The 15196-nt window shown below is 72.5% G+C and carries 13 protein-coding genes and 1 pseudogene; 10 read left to right on the plus strand and 4 right to left on the minus strand.

Features of this window, described 5'->3' with window-relative positions; genetic code table 11:
* Nucleotides 1-12 precede the first annotated feature (12 nt).
* Entirely contained in the window at nt 13-1644 is a 1632-nt protein-coding gene (pruA, locus tag QF037_RS15155; protein WP_307025508.1) for an L-glutamate gamma-semialdehyde dehydrogenase, read from the minus strand.
* Nucleotides 1645-1819: 175 nt separating this feature from the next.
* Nucleotides 1820-2746, minus strand: coding sequence for a proline dehydrogenase family protein (locus QF037_RS15160; RefSeq protein ID WP_307025509.1), 927 nt, complete (start codon nt 2744-2746; stop codon nt 1820-1822).
* 127 nt (nt 2747-2873) lie between these two features.
* On the opposite strand from QF037_RS15160, the gene QF037_RS15165 reads away from it, so the two are divergent.
* The 3 genes from QF037_RS15165 (at nt 2874) to QF037_RS15175 (ending at nt 5440) form a co-directional block, all read left to right on the plus strand.
* Nucleotides 2874-4070, plus strand: a complete 1197-nt coding sequence (locus QF037_RS15165) for a PucR family transcriptional regulator (RefSeq protein WP_307025511.1) — start codon at nt 2874-2876, stop codon at nt 4068-4070.
* 79 nt (nt 4071-4149) lie between these two features.
* The gene (locus QF037_RS15170) at nt 4150-4791 is read left to right on the plus strand and encodes a LysE family translocator (protein WP_307025512.1); all 642 of its coding nucleotides are present in this window, start codon (nt 4150-4152) and stop codon (nt 4789-4791) included.
* A 4-nt stretch (nt 4792-4795) separates the two neighbouring features.
* On the plus strand, nt 4796-5440 hold the full coding sequence (locus tag QF037_RS15175) for an HAD family hydrolase (protein ID WP_307025514.1): 645 nt from the start codon (nt 4796-4798) through the stop codon (nt 5438-5440).
* Nucleotide 5441: 1 nt separating this feature from the next.
* Here QF037_RS15175 and pdxR read toward each other — a convergent pair whose 3' ends face one another.
* Complete coding sequence (gene pdxR / locus QF037_RS15180; RefSeq protein WP_307025516.1) at nt 5442-6851, minus strand: MocR-like pyridoxine biosynthesis transcription factor PdxR; 1410 nt, start codon at nt 6849-6851, stop codon at nt 5442-5444.
* Nucleotides 6852-6898: 47 nt separating this feature from the next.
* Here pdxR and QF037_RS50990 point away from each other — a divergent pair.
* From QF037_RS50990 to QF037_RS15205, 6 genes and pseudogenes are all read left to right on the plus strand, one after another.
* Nucleotides 6899-7651: pseudogene (locus QF037_RS50990) on the plus strand (MFS transporter); the annotation flags it as partial.
* Nucleotides 7652-7769: 118 nt separating this feature from the next.
* Nucleotides 7770-8078 carry a hypothetical protein gene (locus QF037_RS50995; RefSeq protein ID WP_373463958.1) on the plus strand — a complete coding sequence of 103 codons (309 nt, stop codon included), beginning with the start codon at nt 7770-7772 and terminating at the stop codon, nt 8076-8078.
* A 66-nt stretch (nt 8079-8144) separates the two neighbouring features.
* Complete coding sequence (locus QF037_RS15190) at nt 8145-9644, plus strand: ABC transporter substrate-binding protein (RefSeq protein WP_307025520.1); 1500 nt, start codon at nt 8145-8147, stop codon at nt 9642-9644.
* Nucleotides 9641-11398, plus strand: a complete 1758-nt coding sequence (locus QF037_RS15195; RefSeq protein WP_307025521.1) for an ABC transporter permease subunit — start codon at nt 9641-9643, stop codon at nt 11396-11398. Before QF037_RS15190 ends, QF037_RS15195 begins: the two co-directional genes overlap by 4 nt.
* Complete coding sequence (locus QF037_RS15200) at nt 11388-12308, plus strand: ABC transporter ATP-binding protein (protein ID WP_307025523.1); 921 nt, start codon at nt 11388-11390, stop codon at nt 12306-12308. The genes QF037_RS15195 and QF037_RS15200 overlap by 11 nt, the downstream gene beginning before the upstream one ends.
* Nucleotides 12305-12985: an ATP-binding cassette domain-containing protein gene (locus QF037_RS15205; RefSeq protein ID WP_307025525.1), complete on the plus strand. Its 681-nt coding sequence runs from the start codon at nt 12305-12307 to the stop codon at nt 12983-12985. Before QF037_RS15200 ends, QF037_RS15205 begins: the two co-directional genes overlap by 4 nt.
* Here the strand turns inward: QF037_RS15205 and QF037_RS15210 are convergent.
* Nucleotides 12972-13562 (minus strand): TetR/AcrR family transcriptional regulator, encoded by a 591-nt coding sequence (locus QF037_RS15210; protein WP_307025527.1) that lies wholly within the window; start codon nt 13560-13562, stop codon nt 12972-12974. The genes QF037_RS15205 and QF037_RS15210 overlap by 14 nt on opposite strands.
* 76 nt (nt 13563-13638) lie before the next feature.
* Between QF037_RS15210 and QF037_RS15215 the strand changes: the two genes are divergently transcribed.
* Nucleotides 13639-15168, plus strand: coding sequence for an MFS transporter (locus QF037_RS15215; RefSeq protein WP_307025529.1), 1530 nt, complete (start codon nt 13639-13641; stop codon nt 15166-15168).
* The last annotated feature ends 28 nt before the right edge of the window (nt 15169-15196 follow it).

A 15196-nucleotide genomic window follows, 5' to 3' on the forward strand; every position in this document is an offset into this window, starting at 1 on the left:
TCCGACCTACCGTCAGCCCATGTGCGGGTACGCGTAGTCCGTCGGCGGGACCAGTGTCTCCTTGATGGCGCGGGTCAGGGTCCAGCGCATCAGGTTCTGCGGGGCGCCGGCCTTGTCGTTGGTGCCGGAGGCGCGGCCGCCGCCGAAGGGCTGCTGGCCGACGACGGCGCCGGTGGACTTGTCGTTGATGTAGAAGTTGCCGGCCGCGTAGCGCAGCTTGTCCATCGTGTACGCCGCCGCCGCGCGGTCGGCCGAGATGACCGAGCCGGTGAGCGCGTAGTCGGACACCGACTCCATCTGGGTCAGCATCTCGTCGTACTTGTCGTCCTCGTAGACGTGCACGGCGAGGAAGGGGCCGAAGTACTCGGTGGTGAAGACCTCGTTCGCCGGGTCCGAGCACTCGACGACGGTCGGGCGGACGAAGTAGCCGACCGAGTCGTCGTACGAACCGCCCGCGACGACCGTGCAGGCGGGGTCGGACTTCGCGCGGTCGATGGCGGCCTTGTTCTTGGCGAAGGCGCGCTCGTCGATGACGGCGCCGATGAAGTTGGAGAGATCGGTGACATCGCCCATGGTGAGGTAGTCGACCTCGGCCGCGAACTCCTCCTTGAAGCCGCTGTTCCAGATCGACGCCGGGATGTAGGCCCGGGAGGTCGCGCTGCACTTCTGGCCCTGGTACTCGAAGGCACCGCGGGTCAGTGCGGTCTTGAGGATCGCCCTGTCGGCGCTCGGGTGGGCGACGACGAAGTCCTTGCCGCCGGTCTCGCCGACCAGCCGCGGGTAGGTGCGGTACTTCTCGATGTTGGCGCCGACCGTCTTCCACAGGTGCTGGAAGGTCTTGGTGGAACCGGTGAAGTGGATGCCCGCGAGGTCGCGGTGGGCCAGGGCGACCTTGGAGACCTCGATGCCGTCGCCGGTGACGAGGTTGATGACGCCCTTGGGCAGCCCGGCCTCCTCCAGGAGCTGCATGAGCAGCACGGCGGCGTGGGTCTGCGTCGGGGACGGCTTCCAGACGACGACGTTGCCCATCAGCGCGGGCGCGGTCGGCAGATTGCCCGCGATCGCCGTGAAGTTGAAGGGCGTGATCGCGTAGACGAAGCCCTCAAGGGGGCGGTGGTCGAGGCGGTTCCAGACCCCCGGGGAGTTCGCCGGAGGCTGCTCAGCGAGCAGGTCGCGGGCGTACTTGACGTTGAAGCGCCAGAAGTCGACGAGCTCGCAGGGGGTGTCGATCTCGGCCTGCTGGGCGGTCTTCGACTGACCGAGCATGGTGGAGGCGGCGAGGGTCTCGCGCCAGGGGCCGGCGAGGAGTTCGGCGGCGCGCAGGATGATCGCGGCGCGGTCGTCGAAGGCCATCGCACGCCAGGCGGGCGCGGCGGCGAGGGCCGCGTCGATCGCGTCCTGCGCGTCCTGCTGGGTGGCGTTGCGGTACGTGCCCAGTACGGCCTTGTGGTTGTGCGGCTGCACGACCTGGAAGGCGTCGCCGCCGCCGAGCCGCTTCTCGCCGCCGATGGTCATCGGCAGGTCGATCGGGTTCTCGGCCAGCTCCTTCAGCTTGACCTCGAGACGGGCGCGCTCGGGCGAGCCGGGGGCGTAGCCGTGCACCGGCTCGTTGACGGGGGTGGGGACCTGGGTCACGGCGTCCATGGGTTACCTCTTCGAAGTGACTCTCGGGCTTCAGCACGGGGAGCCGAAGCTGTTGCGTATGGTGAGCAGCGGTCAGGGCTTGACCGTCACGGACTCGCTGCGGCGAGCTTGTGAGAAGCCCCTTCGGGGGCGGAGTCACGAGATCCGTAACTCATTCACGGCTCATCCCGGCACATCACCCCTTGCTGACCATCGACCGGACGAAGAAGCGCAGGTTGGCGGGCTTCTCCGCGAGGCGGCGCATGAAGTAGCCGTACCAGTCGGTGCCGTAGGCCGTGTAGACGCGCATGCGGTGGCCCTCGGCGGCGAGGCGCAGATGTTCGTCGCCGCGGATGCCGTACAGCATCTGGAACTCGTACTCGTCGGGCTTGCGGCCGGCCTGGTGGGCCAGTTCCTGTGCGATGGCGATCAGGCGCGGGTCGTGGGACCCGATCATCGGGTACCCCTCGCCCTCCATCAGGACCTTGAGGACGCGGACGTACGCCTTGTCGATCTCGTGCTTCTGCTGGTACGCGACCTCGGCGGGCTCCTTGTAGGCGCCCTTCACGAGCCGCACCCGGCTGCCGCTCGCGGCGAGGCGGCGGGCGTCGGCCTCGGTGCGGAAGAGGTAGGCCTGGATGACGCAGCCGGTCTGCGGGAAGTCCTTCCGCAACTCCTCGTGGATGGCGAACATCGAGTCGAGGGTGGTGTGGTCCTCGGCGTCCAGCGTCACGGTCGTACCGATGGCGGCGGCGGCCTCGACGACCGGTCGGACATTGGCGAGGGCCAGCTCGTGGCCGCCCGGCAGCGCCTGTCCGAACATCGACAGCTTCACGGACATCTCGGCGCGGGTGCCGAGGTCCAGCTCCTTGAGCCGGTCGACGAGCCGGAGGTACGCGTCCCGGGCGGCTTCGGCCTGCTCGGGGGTGGTGATGTCCTCGCCGACGACGTCCATCGTCAGCTCCAGGCCCCGGTCCGTGAGCTCTCTGATGATCGGCACGATCTCGTCGACCGTCTCGCCGGGGATGAAGCGGTCGACGACCTGCTTGGTCACCGGCGCCGCCGAGACCAGGCGTCGCATCCGGTCGCTGCGCGACGCGGCAAGAATCACGGGACCCAGCACGGGGCACCTCCACAAACCAGCAGATAGAACCACCGTGAAACCTAAGGATCCCTCCGATCGTCGGCCATCGACAGCTGTCACGCATCCGTGCCGCAGATCTCAGACAGATGTATGAAAGGGCGGGACTGTGCGGGAGAATGCCCGAGTGACAGCCGATGCCGCGTCGTCCAGCCGAGCCGGTGACTACCAGGAGCTGGTCGACGAGATCTCCGAGCTGCTCGGGGTGCCCGCGACCCTGGAGAGCCGCGACTTCGAGCTGATCGCCTTCGGGGCGTACGACAGTGAGGGCGACCTCGATCCGTCGGCGCTGGACCCGGTGCGCGCCCGCTCGATCCTGACCCGCCGCTCGACGGCCGCGGTCCGGACCTGGTTCGAGGGCTTCGGCATCACGCGCGCGACCGGGCCTGTCCGTATCCCGCCGACGCCCGAGGCGGGGGTGTACCGCGGACGGATCTGTCTGCCCGTGCGCCATCGGGGTGTCGTCCTGGGATACGTCTGGCTGCTGGAGTCCGACCCCGGGCCCACGGAGGCCCAGCTGACCGCCGCCATGGAGGTGACGGTGCGGATCGGCGCGCTGCTCGCGGACGAGGCGCAGCACGGGGCGGACCTCAGCCGGGAGCTGCGGGCGGTGCTGACCGCCGAGCGGGGCTGGCAGGCGGAGATGGCGGTGGCGGCGCTGCGTACGGCGCTAGGGCCGCGCGGCGACGGGCCGCACGCGGTGGTGTGTGTCGCGCCGTGGCCGTCCGCCGACCCGGAGGACGCGCCGTCCGCGCGGACGGTGCCGCACACGACGGCCCTGTGCACGGTTCCGTGGGGCGCGACCGGGCAGAGTCTCGCGGTCCTCGTCCGGCTGCGGTCGCCCGAGGTGCGGACGCCGGCGCTCGCGGCGGCGCAGCGCCTGCTGGGGGAAGGTGCCCGGGTGGCCGGCGTGGGTGAGCCCCGTACCGGTCTCGGCGACCTGGCGACGTCCTGGCAGGAGGCCTCGGCGGCGGCCCGCGCGGCCCTCGCTGAGCCTGCGCTCGGCCCGGTCGCGGAGTGGTCGCGGATCGGCCCGTACCGGCTGCTGACCTCGCTCCCGGCGGAGACGGCCCACGACCCCGCCGTACGGCCCCTGCTCTCCCCCGCCCACCGCGAACTCGCGCGCACCGCCGAGATCTACCTCGACCGCGCGGGCCAGGCGGGCCGCACGGCCGCCGAGCTGGGCATCCACCGTCAGACCCTGTACTACCGCCTGTCCCGGGTGGAACAGCTGACAGGCCTGGACCTGGACGACGGCGAGGACCGGCTGCTGCTGCACATGGCACTGAAGGGCGCGCGCCTCTAGAGCCCTTTCGACCGCCCCCCTGCCCGAATCCGGGCAGAAAGAGGGGGAAGCCGACGACTTCCCCCTCTACAGTGCCCGCATGATCACTGCCTCCGCACTGGGCTCCTTCGCACTGATCGTGGGCCTGCTGACCCTCACTCCGGGCATCGACACCGCCCTCATACTCCGTACCGCCGTCACGGGGCGCAGCACGCGCGCGTGGGGCGTGGTCCTCGGCATCCAGACCGGCACCCTCGTCTGGGGTGTGCTCGGCGCGCTCGGCGTCACCGCCGTCCTGACCGCGTCCCACCTCGCCTACACGGCCCTGCGCTGGGCGGGCGCCGCGTACCTGGTCTGGATGGGCGCCCGCATGGTGTGGGCGACGCTGCGGCGGCGGGGCGGGGACGCCGGGCCCGCGGAGGAGGCGGACAGCGGGGGCGGATTCTGGAGCGGCTGGCGCAAGGGCGCCCTGACGAACCTGCTCAACCCGAAGGTGGGCGCCTTCTACATGGCGGTCCTGCCGCAGTTCGTCCCGGAGGGCGGCGCGGCGGCACACCTGCTGGCCGGCGCCCTGCTGGCGGGCGTGCACATCGCACTCGGGGTGATCTGGTCGGGCGTCCTGATCCTCTTCGCCCGCACCCTGCGCGACACGCTCCGCCGCCCGTCCGCCCGCCGCGTCCTGGACCGTGTCACGGGCACGGTCATCGCCGCCTTCGGGGCACGCCTCGCTTTCGGGGAGTGACCCCGTGCCGCTGCTGCTGATCGATCTCGACAACACCCTGGTCGACCGAGACGCCGCGTTCCGCGAGGCCGCGTCGGGATTCCTGGCCGAGCACGCGCTGCCCGGGACCGAGCTCGACTGGCTGACGACCCTCGACGCCAGCGGCTACACACCCCGCGAGGACGTGGCCCGGGCCATGGTCGAGCGCTACGCCCTTCCCGAGGCCCCGGTCCGGCGGCTCCTGGACGACGGCGTCGCCGAACATGTCACCCTGACCGACGCCACCCGCCGCGCTCTCGTCGGGGCCCGCGCGCACGGTTGGACGTGCGTGATCGTCACCAACGGCCGTGTGGCCCAGCAGGAGAGGAAGATCCGCGGCACCGGCCTGGACCGGCTGGTCCACGCATGGGTGGTCTCCGAGGCGGTCGGCCACAAGAAGCCGGCGCCGGAGATCTTCCAGGCGGCGGCGGACGCGGCCGGAGCCCCGCTGCACGGCGCCTGGGTGATCGGCGACTCGCCGCACGCCGACATCCGGGGCGCGATCGGCATCGACGCGCGCAGTGTGTGGGTGTCGGGAGGCCGGTTGTGGGGCGAGGCGGGGTACCGGCCCACCCGTGTCGCACCGGACGCCGCCACCGCGATCCGAGTCGGCGTCCACGAGGGGCCGTGACTCAGCCGCCGTCGAGAAGATCCGCCACCGCCGCCACTCCCTCCGCGATCGCGCGTTCCGTCACATTGCCGAATCCCAGGACGAGCTGAGGCGGCTCCGCGGACTCCGACGTGCGGCACGCGCTCATGCCGTACAGGCCGACGCCGCGGGTGCGAGCCCTGCCGACGAGGGTGTGTTCGTGGGCCGTCGCGGGCAGATGGGCCACGGCGTGGAATCCCGCCGCCAGTCCGGACAGCCGTACCGCGGGGGCGTGCGCGGCCAGGGCGTCGACCAGGACGGTACGGCGGGTGGCGTAGGTCGTGCGCATGCGGCGCAGATGGCGGTCGTAGCGGCCGGACTCGATCAGGCGGGCGAGGGCGAGTTGGTCGAGGGTGGGTGAGCCACGGTCGGTGACGCGTTTGAGGTCGGTGACCGGGTCGAGCAGGGCCGGCGGGCACAGCAGCCAGCCCAGCCGCAGTGCGGGGGCCAGTGACTTGCTGACCGTGCCGACGGAGATCACCCGATCGGCCGCCAAACCCTGGAGCGCACCGACCGGTTCGCGGTCGTAGCGGAACTCGGCGTCGTAGTCGTCCTCGATGACGTACGCGTCCTGGCGCACGGCCCAGTCGATCAGGGCATGGCGGCGGTCGGGAGCCAGCACGACTCCCGTCGGCCACTGATGGGCCGGGGTGACGATCACGGCCCTGGTGCCGGTGGCCGCCAACTTCCGTACGTCCACACCCTCTTCGTCGACCGGGACCGGTACGGCCGTCAGCCCCGCCGTCTCGGCGGCCGCCCGCGCGGTGGCCGGGCCGCCCGGGTCCTCGTACGCCACGACCCGCACCCCCCGGCGGGCGAGGGCGCCCAGGGCGAGGCTCAGCCCCTGCGCGTAGCCCGAGCAGACCACGGTCCGGGCGGGGTCGCCGGCTGCGCCGCGCACCCGGCGCAGATATCCGGCGACGACCTCGCGCAGGGCCGAACTCCCGCGCGGATCGCCGTAGTCGAGGTCGGTGGTGGGCATGTGCCGGGCCGCTTCCCTGGTGGCCCACAGCCAGTCGGCGAGCGGGAAGGAGGTCAGGTCCGGCACTCCGTGGCGGAAGTCGGCGATCAGCCGGGGGCGGGGGCCGGGCGGGGGCGCCGGGGCCGGTTCCGTCGGCTGGGCGCAGGCCGCCACGCGGGTGGCCGAGCCGACGCGGGTCACGAGGTAGCCCTCGGCCTGGAGTTGGGCGTAGCAGTCCTGGACGAGGCCACGGGACAGACCGAGCTCGCGCGCGAGTTCCCGGGAGGACGGGAGGCGTTCGCCGGCCTGGAGCCGCCCGGTGCGGATGGCGTCCCGCAGCTGTCCCTCCACCTGCGCGGACAGCCGCTGCGTGCTGTCCCGGTCGACGGTCAGAAGCAGCTCTGGTGACAGACCGGCCCACTGCACTGGCATGGAATTGGAGCTTAGCGGAGGGCCGGTGCGAACCTACCGTCGACGGTATGACGACTTCGGCCAAGCACCCCGCGCGGACGACCGGTTCGCGTCCGCCCCTGCTCACCCGGCCCCTGCTGCTCCGCTTCGTGAGCCTGGTCGGGGCGACCGTCAGCTTCTTCCTGCTGCTGTCGGTCGTACCCGCCTACGCGGCCGGGTCGGGCGGCGGGGGTGCGGCGGGTCTCGCCACCGGTGCCCTGATGCTCTCCACGGTCCTCGGTGAACTGGTCACTCCCCGGCTGGTCGCACGTTTCGGATACCGGGTGGTCCTGATCGCCGGTCTGTTCCTGCTCGGCGCCCCTGCCCTGGCGCTGACCGCCTCCCGGGACATCGTGTGGATCGTGGCCGTGTGTCTGGTGCGCGGGCTGGGCTTCGCGCTCACCATCGTCGCGGGCGGCGCCCTGACCGCGACGCTGATCCCGGCCGAGCGCCGGGGCGAGGGGCTCGCCGTGGTGGGCGTGGTGTCCGGTGTGCCGTCGCTGGTCGCGCTGCCGCTCGGGCTGTGGCTGGCGGAGCACGCGGGATACGGGACCGTCGCGGCCGTCGGCGGCGGTGCCGCACTCGCCGCGATCGTCTCGGTGTTCGGCCTGCCGGACCGTGGCGCGAGCGCCGAGCGGCCGGTCGGTGTGGTCCGCGGGCTGCGCACGGGCGCCCTGCTGCGTCCCGTCCTCGTCTTCGGCGCCACCGCGACGGCCGCCGGAATCCTGGTCACCTTCCTGCCGTTGGCGGCCGGTTCGGCGTCCTCCTCAGTGATCGCGGCGGCCCTGTTCGCCCAGCCCGCGGCCGCGACCGTCACCCGCTGGCTGGCGGGCCGGCACGGGCGACCGGCACGGCAGCGCCGGTCTCGTCCTGCCCGGCCTGCTCCTGTCGGCGGCGGGCGTGCTGCTCACCGCCGCGACCGGCGCTCCGGTCGCCGTCGTCGCGGGATCGGCGCTGTTCGGGGCCGGCTTCGGCATCGCCCAGAACGCCACCCTGACCCTGATGTACGCCCGGGTGTCCGCCTCTTCGTACGGCACGGTCAGCGCACTGTGGAATCTCGCCTACGACGGTGGCATGGGCGTCGGTGCGGCGGGCTTCGGTGTCCTCGCGGGGGTGACCGGCTATCCGTGGGCGTTCGCGGCGACGGCCGCACTGATGCTGATCGCGCTGGTCCCGGCGCTGCGCGATCTCCGTCACACTGATTACTGAAAATGATTGTCATCGTGTTAGCGTCGGCGCACTCACCCTTGACCACCCCTTTACCCGGAGGGTTCCGTGCGCCTGCCCGCCCGTCACCTGTTCTCGGCCGCCGTGGCCTCCACCCTGCTCACCGGCTGTTTCTCCGGTTCCTCCGCCGAGGGTGAGGGCGACGGCGGCGGTCACGGTGACGGCAAGCGTGTCCGGGTCGCGATGATGCAGCCCCCGCGCTCGGCCCTCTCCCCGCTCTCCGACGACGCGTTCAAGCTGTCCCGCTGGTCGACGGCGGAGACCCTCGTGAAGCTCGACGCCGACGGGGACGCCGAGCCCGCGCTCGCCACCGAGTGGCAGCAGTCCGGCAGGACCTGGACGTTCGAGATACGCGACGGCGTCACCTTCCACGACGGCACGAAGCTCGACGCCGAGGCCGTCGTACGCTCGCTCACCACCGCCGCCACCGCCTCCCCCAAGCCCCGCATCCTGGACGGCGTCGAACTGACCGTGAAGGCGAAGGACCCGGACACCGTCACCGTCACCACCGCCGACGAGGACCCCCTGGTCCCGCAGCGGCTCAGCTCGCCCCAGCTGTCGATCCTCGCCGCGAAGGCCTACACCGGGAAGACGGTGAACCCCGTCGGCGCCGGCACCGGCCCCTTCGAGCTCACCGAGGTCGACGGCACCTCCTCCGCCGCCCTCGACCGATACGACGCCTACTGGGGCGGCAAGGCCAAGTCCCCCGGTATCGACGTGAAGTTCGTGCCCGACGGCACCGCCCGGGCCGCCGCCCTGCGCAGCGGTGAGGCCGACATCGTCGAGGCGGTCCCCGTCTCCCAGGCCGCGCTCCTCGACGAGGACCTGATCACCGAGGTCCCGATGCCGCGCACCAACACCCTCTACCTCAACACCGGGAAGGGCGTCTTCAAGGACGCCGCCCTGCGTGCCGCCGCCCGCGAGGCGATCGACGCCGAGTCGATCGTGAAGGGCGTGTACGAGGGACGGGCGGACGTCGCCGAGGGGCTGCTCGGGCCGGCGCTGCCGTGGGCCGCCGAACTGCGGTCGGACGTCCGGCGCACCGCCGCCGCCGAGCCGAACGGCCGGACCGTCACCATCGGCACCTTCACCGACCGCGCCGAACTCCCCGAGGTCGCCGCCAGCCTGCAACAGCAGCTCGAGAAGGCCGGGTTCAAAGTGAAGCTCGATGTCCGCGAGTACGCCAACATCGAGTCCGACGCCCTCGCCGGCGAGTTCGACGCCTTCATCCTCTCCCGCGCGACCGTCCTCGACTCCGGCGACCCGGCCGCCTACCTCTACAGCGACTTCGCCTCCGACGGCTCCTTCAACATCTCCCAGCTCGCCGACGCCCAGGTGGACGCCGCTCTGAAGAAGGCCGGCGGGACCGGGGCCGGTGAGGCCCGGCGCAAGGCCGTCATCGCGGCCGAGGCCGCCGTGCTCGGCACCGACGCGGCCGTCCCGATGCTGCACGAGCGCGTGATCCAGGGCGACGCCGCAGATGTCGTGGACGCCGCGCACGACCCGCGCGAGCGTGAGCTGGTCACGACCGACACGTACGTCAAGTGAGGCTCGCCTCAAGGCGGTTGCTCACCGCGGCCGGGGTGACCCGGGTCCTGAGCCTGTTCGGGATCGTGACCGCCGTCGGGCTGCTCCCCTGGCTCTCCGGCAGGGACCCGGCGCTCACCGTCCTGCGCGCCCGTTCCGCCGAGCAGGAGCCGACGAGGGAGGCTCTGGACGCCGTACGACAGGATCTCGGCCTCGACGCGGGTCCCCTTTCCCTGCTGGGGAGTTGGGCGTCCGATCTGCTGCACGGGGACCTCGGGACCTCGTGGGTGTCGGGTACCGACGTGCTGCCGTCCGTCGTGTCCGGGCTCCAGGTGTCGCTGGCGCTGATGGGCGCGGCCTTCGCCGTCGCGGTGCTGCTCGCGGGTGCGCTGGTCGCGCCCGTGCTGGTACGGGGGCGCAGGTCGGCCGGGGCCTTCGCGGCGATGCTGGCCGCCGTGCCCGAATTCCTGCTGGCCACCGTCGCGTTGCTGGTCTGCGGGGTGTGGCTGGGATGGCTGCCCACCTCCGGCTGGCAGGGTCCGGCGTACATGGTCCTGCCCGCCCTCGCCCTCGGCGTCCCCGCGGGCGGGCTGCTCGGACGGCTGGTCGCGGACGCGCTGCCCGCCGTGCTCGACGAACGGTGGGTGGAGCTGTGGCGCGGGGCCGGGGTCGGCGGGGCCCGGGTCTCCGCGGCCGCCCTCCGACGCGTACTGCCGCCGCTCGTCCCGCAGTTCGGGATGGCCGCCGTCGGGCTCACCGGGGGCGCGGTCGCCGTGGAGACGGTGTTCGCGGTGCCGGGGATCGGGCGCATGGCGCTGGGGGCCGCCAAGTCGCAGGACCTGCCGCTTCTCCAGGGTGCGGTGCTCGCCCTGCTGCTGCTCGGTCTGGCCGTGGGGGCGCTGTCCGCGCTCACCCGGCGCCGGCTGCTGGGTCCGGCCCTGCGGGACGCCTCGCTCACCCTGCCGCCGGCCCGGCCGGTCCGTACCCACCCGGCGATCCCGTCGGCCCTGTTCGCCGTCCTCGCCGTGGCGATCGGCTGGGGTCTGCTGCGCGACCCGTACGCGATCGACACGACGAACCGGCTGGCCTCTCCCACCGGGTCGCATCCGCTCGGCACCGACGGTCTCGGCCGTGACGTCCTGGCCCGGCTCGGGCACGGCGCCGCCTCCACCGTCGGCACGGCCGCCGCCGTCTGTCTGCTGAGCCTGCTGGTCGCGCTGGCGCTCGGTTTCCTGCCCGGTGTCGCGGCGGGCGCGGCGGACATCGCCAACGCCCTGCCCCCGGTGATCGTCGGCATCCTGGTCGCCGCGGCGGCCGGACCCGGCACGGGCGGTGCGGCCCTCGCGGTCGCCCTGATCTCATGGCCGCCGCTGGCCGCGCACGCGGCGGCGCTGGTGCAGGAGGTCCGGGCGTCCTCCTTCCTGATGGCCCAACGCGCCATCGGCGCACCGCCCTTGTGGATCCTGACCCGGCACGTCCTGCCGTCGGTGGCCGCGCCCGTCGCCCGGCACGCGCTGCTGCGGCTGCCCGGCATCGCGCTCGCCCTGGCCTCACTGGGCTTCCTGGGCCTGGGCGCCCAGCCGCCCGCCCCGGAGTGGGGCCTGCTGCTCGACGAGTCCCGCGCCTATGTCGAACGCGCCCCCTGGGCCGCCCTCGCCCCGGCGGTGGCGCTGGCCCTGCTGGCGGGGCTGGCGGTGTCGGGGGCGTCGTACGCGCAGGGCCGGAACGGCACGAAAGGCCGGCAAGCCGTGAAGGAGATCCCCGTTGGAGTCTGAGGCACTGCTGTCGGTGCGCGATCTGCGGATCGCCTTCGACGGCGTCGAGGTCGTGCGCGGACTGTCCTTCGACATCCGTCCGCGTGAAGTGCTGGCGGTCGTCGGCGAGTCGGGCGCGGGCAAGTCCCTGACCGCCCGGGCGCTGCTGGGCATGCTGCCGAAGGACGCGACGGCGACCGGGACCGTCCGGCCCGACCTCTCGGCCGAGCGCGGCAGCCGCATCGCCCTGGTCCCCCAGGACGCCCTGTCCGCCCTCTCCCCCGTGCACCCGGTGGGCGACCAACTCGCCGCCGCCGTACGGTCGGTGGCCCGCGTCTCCCGCAAGGAGGCCCGGGCGCGCGCGGTCGCGGCACTCGACCGGGTGGGCATCCCGGACGCCGCTCGGCGGGCACGGTCGTATCCGCACGAGTTCTCCGGCGGTATGCGCCAGCGTGCGGTCGTCGCGATGGCCACGATCAACGAACCCGACATCCTGGTCGCCGACGAACCCACCACCGCCCTCGACGAGGAACGCCGCGAGCAGGTGCTCCGGGTCCTCGCCGAGCAGCGGGAGGCGGTCGGCGCCGCTCTCGTCCTGGTCACGCACGACCTGGACGTCGTACGGCGGCACGCGGACCGCGCGCTGGTCATGTACGCCGGCCGGCTGACCGAACTCGGCCCGGCACAGGAGGTACTGGCCCGTCCCCGGGCCCCGTACACAGCGGGCCTGCTGGCGTCCCTCCCGCAGAACGCCCGGGGGCGCCGCCTGCCCGCCCTCCCCGGCACACCCCCGGCCCCGGGGGCGCTTTTGCCAGGCTGCGCCTTCGCCCCGCGCTGTCCGCTCGCCACCGACACCTGCCGCCGCGAGGAACCTGAACCGCGGCGTGTGGAGGGGCGGTTGGTCTCCTGCCACCACTGGGAGAAAGTGTGAGCACACCCCTTCTCGACGTCCGCGCCCTCGTCGTCCGCCACGGTGCCGTGACCGCGGTGGACCGTATCGGCTTCTCCCTGGAGGCCGGTGAGACCCTCGCCCTGAACGGCCCCTCCGGCTGCGGAAAGTCCTCCACCGCGCTGGCGGTGCTTCAGCTGCGCCGCCCGGAATCCGGCGAAGTGCGCTTCGAGGGCCGGGAGTTGACGACCCTGACGGAACGCGAACTCCGCCCCCTGCGCCCGCGTATGCAGCCCGTCTTCCAGGACCCCTACGGCTCCCTCAGCCCCCGCCACCGCATCCGGGACGCGGTGGCGGAACCGCTGAAGGTGCAGGGCCGCTGGAACGCCGCGTCCGGTCCTGCCCGGGTGGCCGGACTCCTCGACCGGGTCGGCCTCGACCCGTCGTACGGCGACCGGTATCCGCACGAACTCTCCGGCGGCCAGTGCCAACGCGCCGGGATCGCCCGGGCGTTGGCCTCCGAGCCGCGCCTGCTGGTACTGGACGAGCCGGTGTCGGCGCTGGACCCGTCGGTGCGGGCCGGGGTGCTGAACCTGCTGGCAGACCTCCAGGACGAGCTGGGGCTCGGCTATCTGTTCATCTGCCACGACCGGGCGGTCGTCCGGCATTTCGCGGACCGGGTGATCGAGATGCGGGACGGTCGGGTCAGCTCCGGCTGAAGCCCTCGGTCACGCGCCGCAGCCCCTCGGTGAGCTGGTCCGCGTCGGTCGCCGTGTCCGGGTTGAAGACCCACTGGACCATGAGGCCCTGGAGCAGGGTCTGGTAGAAGCGGCCCTCGGTGTCGACGGTCTCCTTGTCCTGCTCCTCCTCCGGGATGTCGTTGAACAGGGGCAGGAGGCCCGAGCGACCCTGCTCCTCCGCCTCGACGAGCATCTGGCGGATCTCCGCCAGCCGCTCTCCCTGGACGACTACCTCGAAGCTCAGCATCCAGATCGCCCGCGCCTCTCCCACGGCGCTGGTGATGCTCGTCCACACCTGCCGGAACCGCTCCAGCGACCCGGTCGGCGTCGCCGGCGCGCCCTCCCCCTCGCCGCCCGGCTCGAAGCGGTGCCCCGTGGCCTCGATCAGGGCGACGTACGCCTGCACCAGCAGCGCGTCCTTGGAGCCGTAGTGGTAGCCGATGGACGCCAGATTCGTCCCCGACTCCTTGACGATGTCCCGCGCCGTCGTGCGCAGGAAGCCCTTCACCAGCAGGCAGCGCTTGGCGCCTTCGAGCAGGTCCTCACGGTGTCCCATGCGCCCACTCTATCTAGACAGGCGATTTATACAAGCGTCATAGACAAGCGTTTAAGACGCCCGTATAGTCGCCGCCATGACGAACCCGACGAGCACGTCCGCCGGCCCCCTCGCCGGACGCCGTGAATGGACCGCCCTCACCGTCCTGATGCTTCCGCTGCTCCTGGTCTCGATGGACGTCTCCGTCCTCTACTTCGCGATCCCGTCGATCAGCGCGGACCTGGAGCCGAGCGGCACCCAGCAGTTGTGGATCTTCGACATCTACGCGTTCGTGCTGGCCGGCCTGCTGATGACGATGGGCTCGCTCGGCGACCGCATCGGCCACCGCAGGCTCCTGGTGATCGGCGCCGCCGCCTTCGGCGCCGCCTCGCTGGTGGCGGCGTACGCGAACAGCGCCGAGACCCTGATCGCGGCCCGCGCGGTCCTCGGCATCGGCGGCGCGACCCTGATGCCCTCGACGATGGCCCTGCTGCGCACGATGTTCACCGACCCCGGCCAGCGCGCGAAGGCGATCGGCCTGTGGTCCGGCGTGATGACGGCCGGGATCGCGCTCGGCTCGGTGATGAGCGGGGTACTGGTCGAGCACTTCTGGTGGGGCTCGGTCTTCCTGGTCAACCTGCCCGCGATGGCCCTGCTGCTGCTCCTCGGCCCACTGCTGCTCCCCGAGTCGAGGAACCCCTCCCCCGGCCGCTTCGACTGGCTGAGCGTCCCCCTGTCGATGGCCGCCGTGCTCCCCGTGATCTACGGCCTCAAGGAGATCCCCTCGGAGGGCTGGAACGTCCTCTACGTCCTCTCGATCACCGTCGGTCTGCTCTTCGCCGCCCTCTTCGTCCACCGCCAGCGCACCACGGCCTCAGCGATGATCGACCCGGCCCTGTTCCGCAACCGCGGCTTCGCGCCCTCCGTCGCCCTGAACCTCGTCTCGGCGTTCGGAATCCTGGGATCGGCCTACTTCACCACGCAGTACCTGCAGTCGGTGCTCGGCAAGAGCGCGCTGGAGTCGGCCCTGTGGGCGCTGCTGCCGTCGGTGCCGATCGGAGCCGCTGCGCCGATCGCGACCGCCCTGGTCCAGAAGGGCGTCAACCGCGCCTACGTCGTCACCGCGGGCTTCGCGATCTCCGCGTGCGGCTTCGCGCTGCTGGCACTGGCCGGTACGGACTCGATGTGGCTGGTGCTGGTCTCCTGCGCCGTCCTCGCGGTCGGCGGCGTCACCGTGATGTCCCAGATCATGGACCTCGCCATGGGCACCGCACCGGTCGAACGGGCCGGCACCGCGTCCTCCCTGATGGAGACCGGCGCGGAGTTCGGCGGCGCGCTGGGAATGGCGGTCCTCGGCTCCATCGGTACGGCCGTCTACCGCCACGACATCCCGTCCTCGGCGCCCGACGTGGCCCACGAGACGCTGGGCGGGGCGCTGGCGGTCGCCGATCAGGTGCCGGGGCTGGCGACCGTGGCCCGCGAGGCGTTCACCCACGGGATGCAGGGGGCGGCGATCGCGGGGGCGGTGCTGCTGGCGGGCGCGGCGGTGCTGGCGGCGGTGACGCTGCGGGGTGTCGAGGTGCGGGAGCCGGTGAAGGAGCCGGAGCCGGACAAGGTTCCCGCGTAGGACGGAAAAGGCCGGGCGGGCCGAGGAA

This window comes from Streptomyces canus (genome assembly GCF_030815415.1).
GTDB classification, from domain to species: domain Bacteria; phylum Actinomycetota; class Actinomycetes; order Streptomycetales; family Streptomycetaceae; genus Streptomyces; species Streptomyces canus_F.

Bases quoted from the DNA above. Each gene is read 5' to 3' on its own strand.
- QF037_RS15215 (WP_307025529.1), top strand. From the start codon at position 13,639: ATGACGAACCCGACGAGCACGTCCGCCGGCCCCCTCGCCGGACGCCGT.
- QF037_RS15170 (WP_307025512.1), top strand. From the start codon at position 4,150: ATGATCACTGCCTCCGCACTGGGCTCCTTCGCACTGATCGTGGGCCTG.
- QF037_RS15210 (WP_307025527.1), bottom strand. From the start codon at position 13,562: ATGGGACACCGTGAGGACCTGCTCGAAGGCGCCAAGCGCTGCCTGCTG.
- pruA (WP_307025508.1), bottom strand. From the start codon at position 1,644: ATGGACGCCGTGACCCAGGTCCCCACCCCCGTCAACGAGCCGGTGCAC.
- pdxR (WP_307025516.1), bottom strand. From the start codon at position 6,851: ATGCCAGTGCAGTGGGCCGGTCTGTCACCAGAGCTGCTTCTGACCGTC.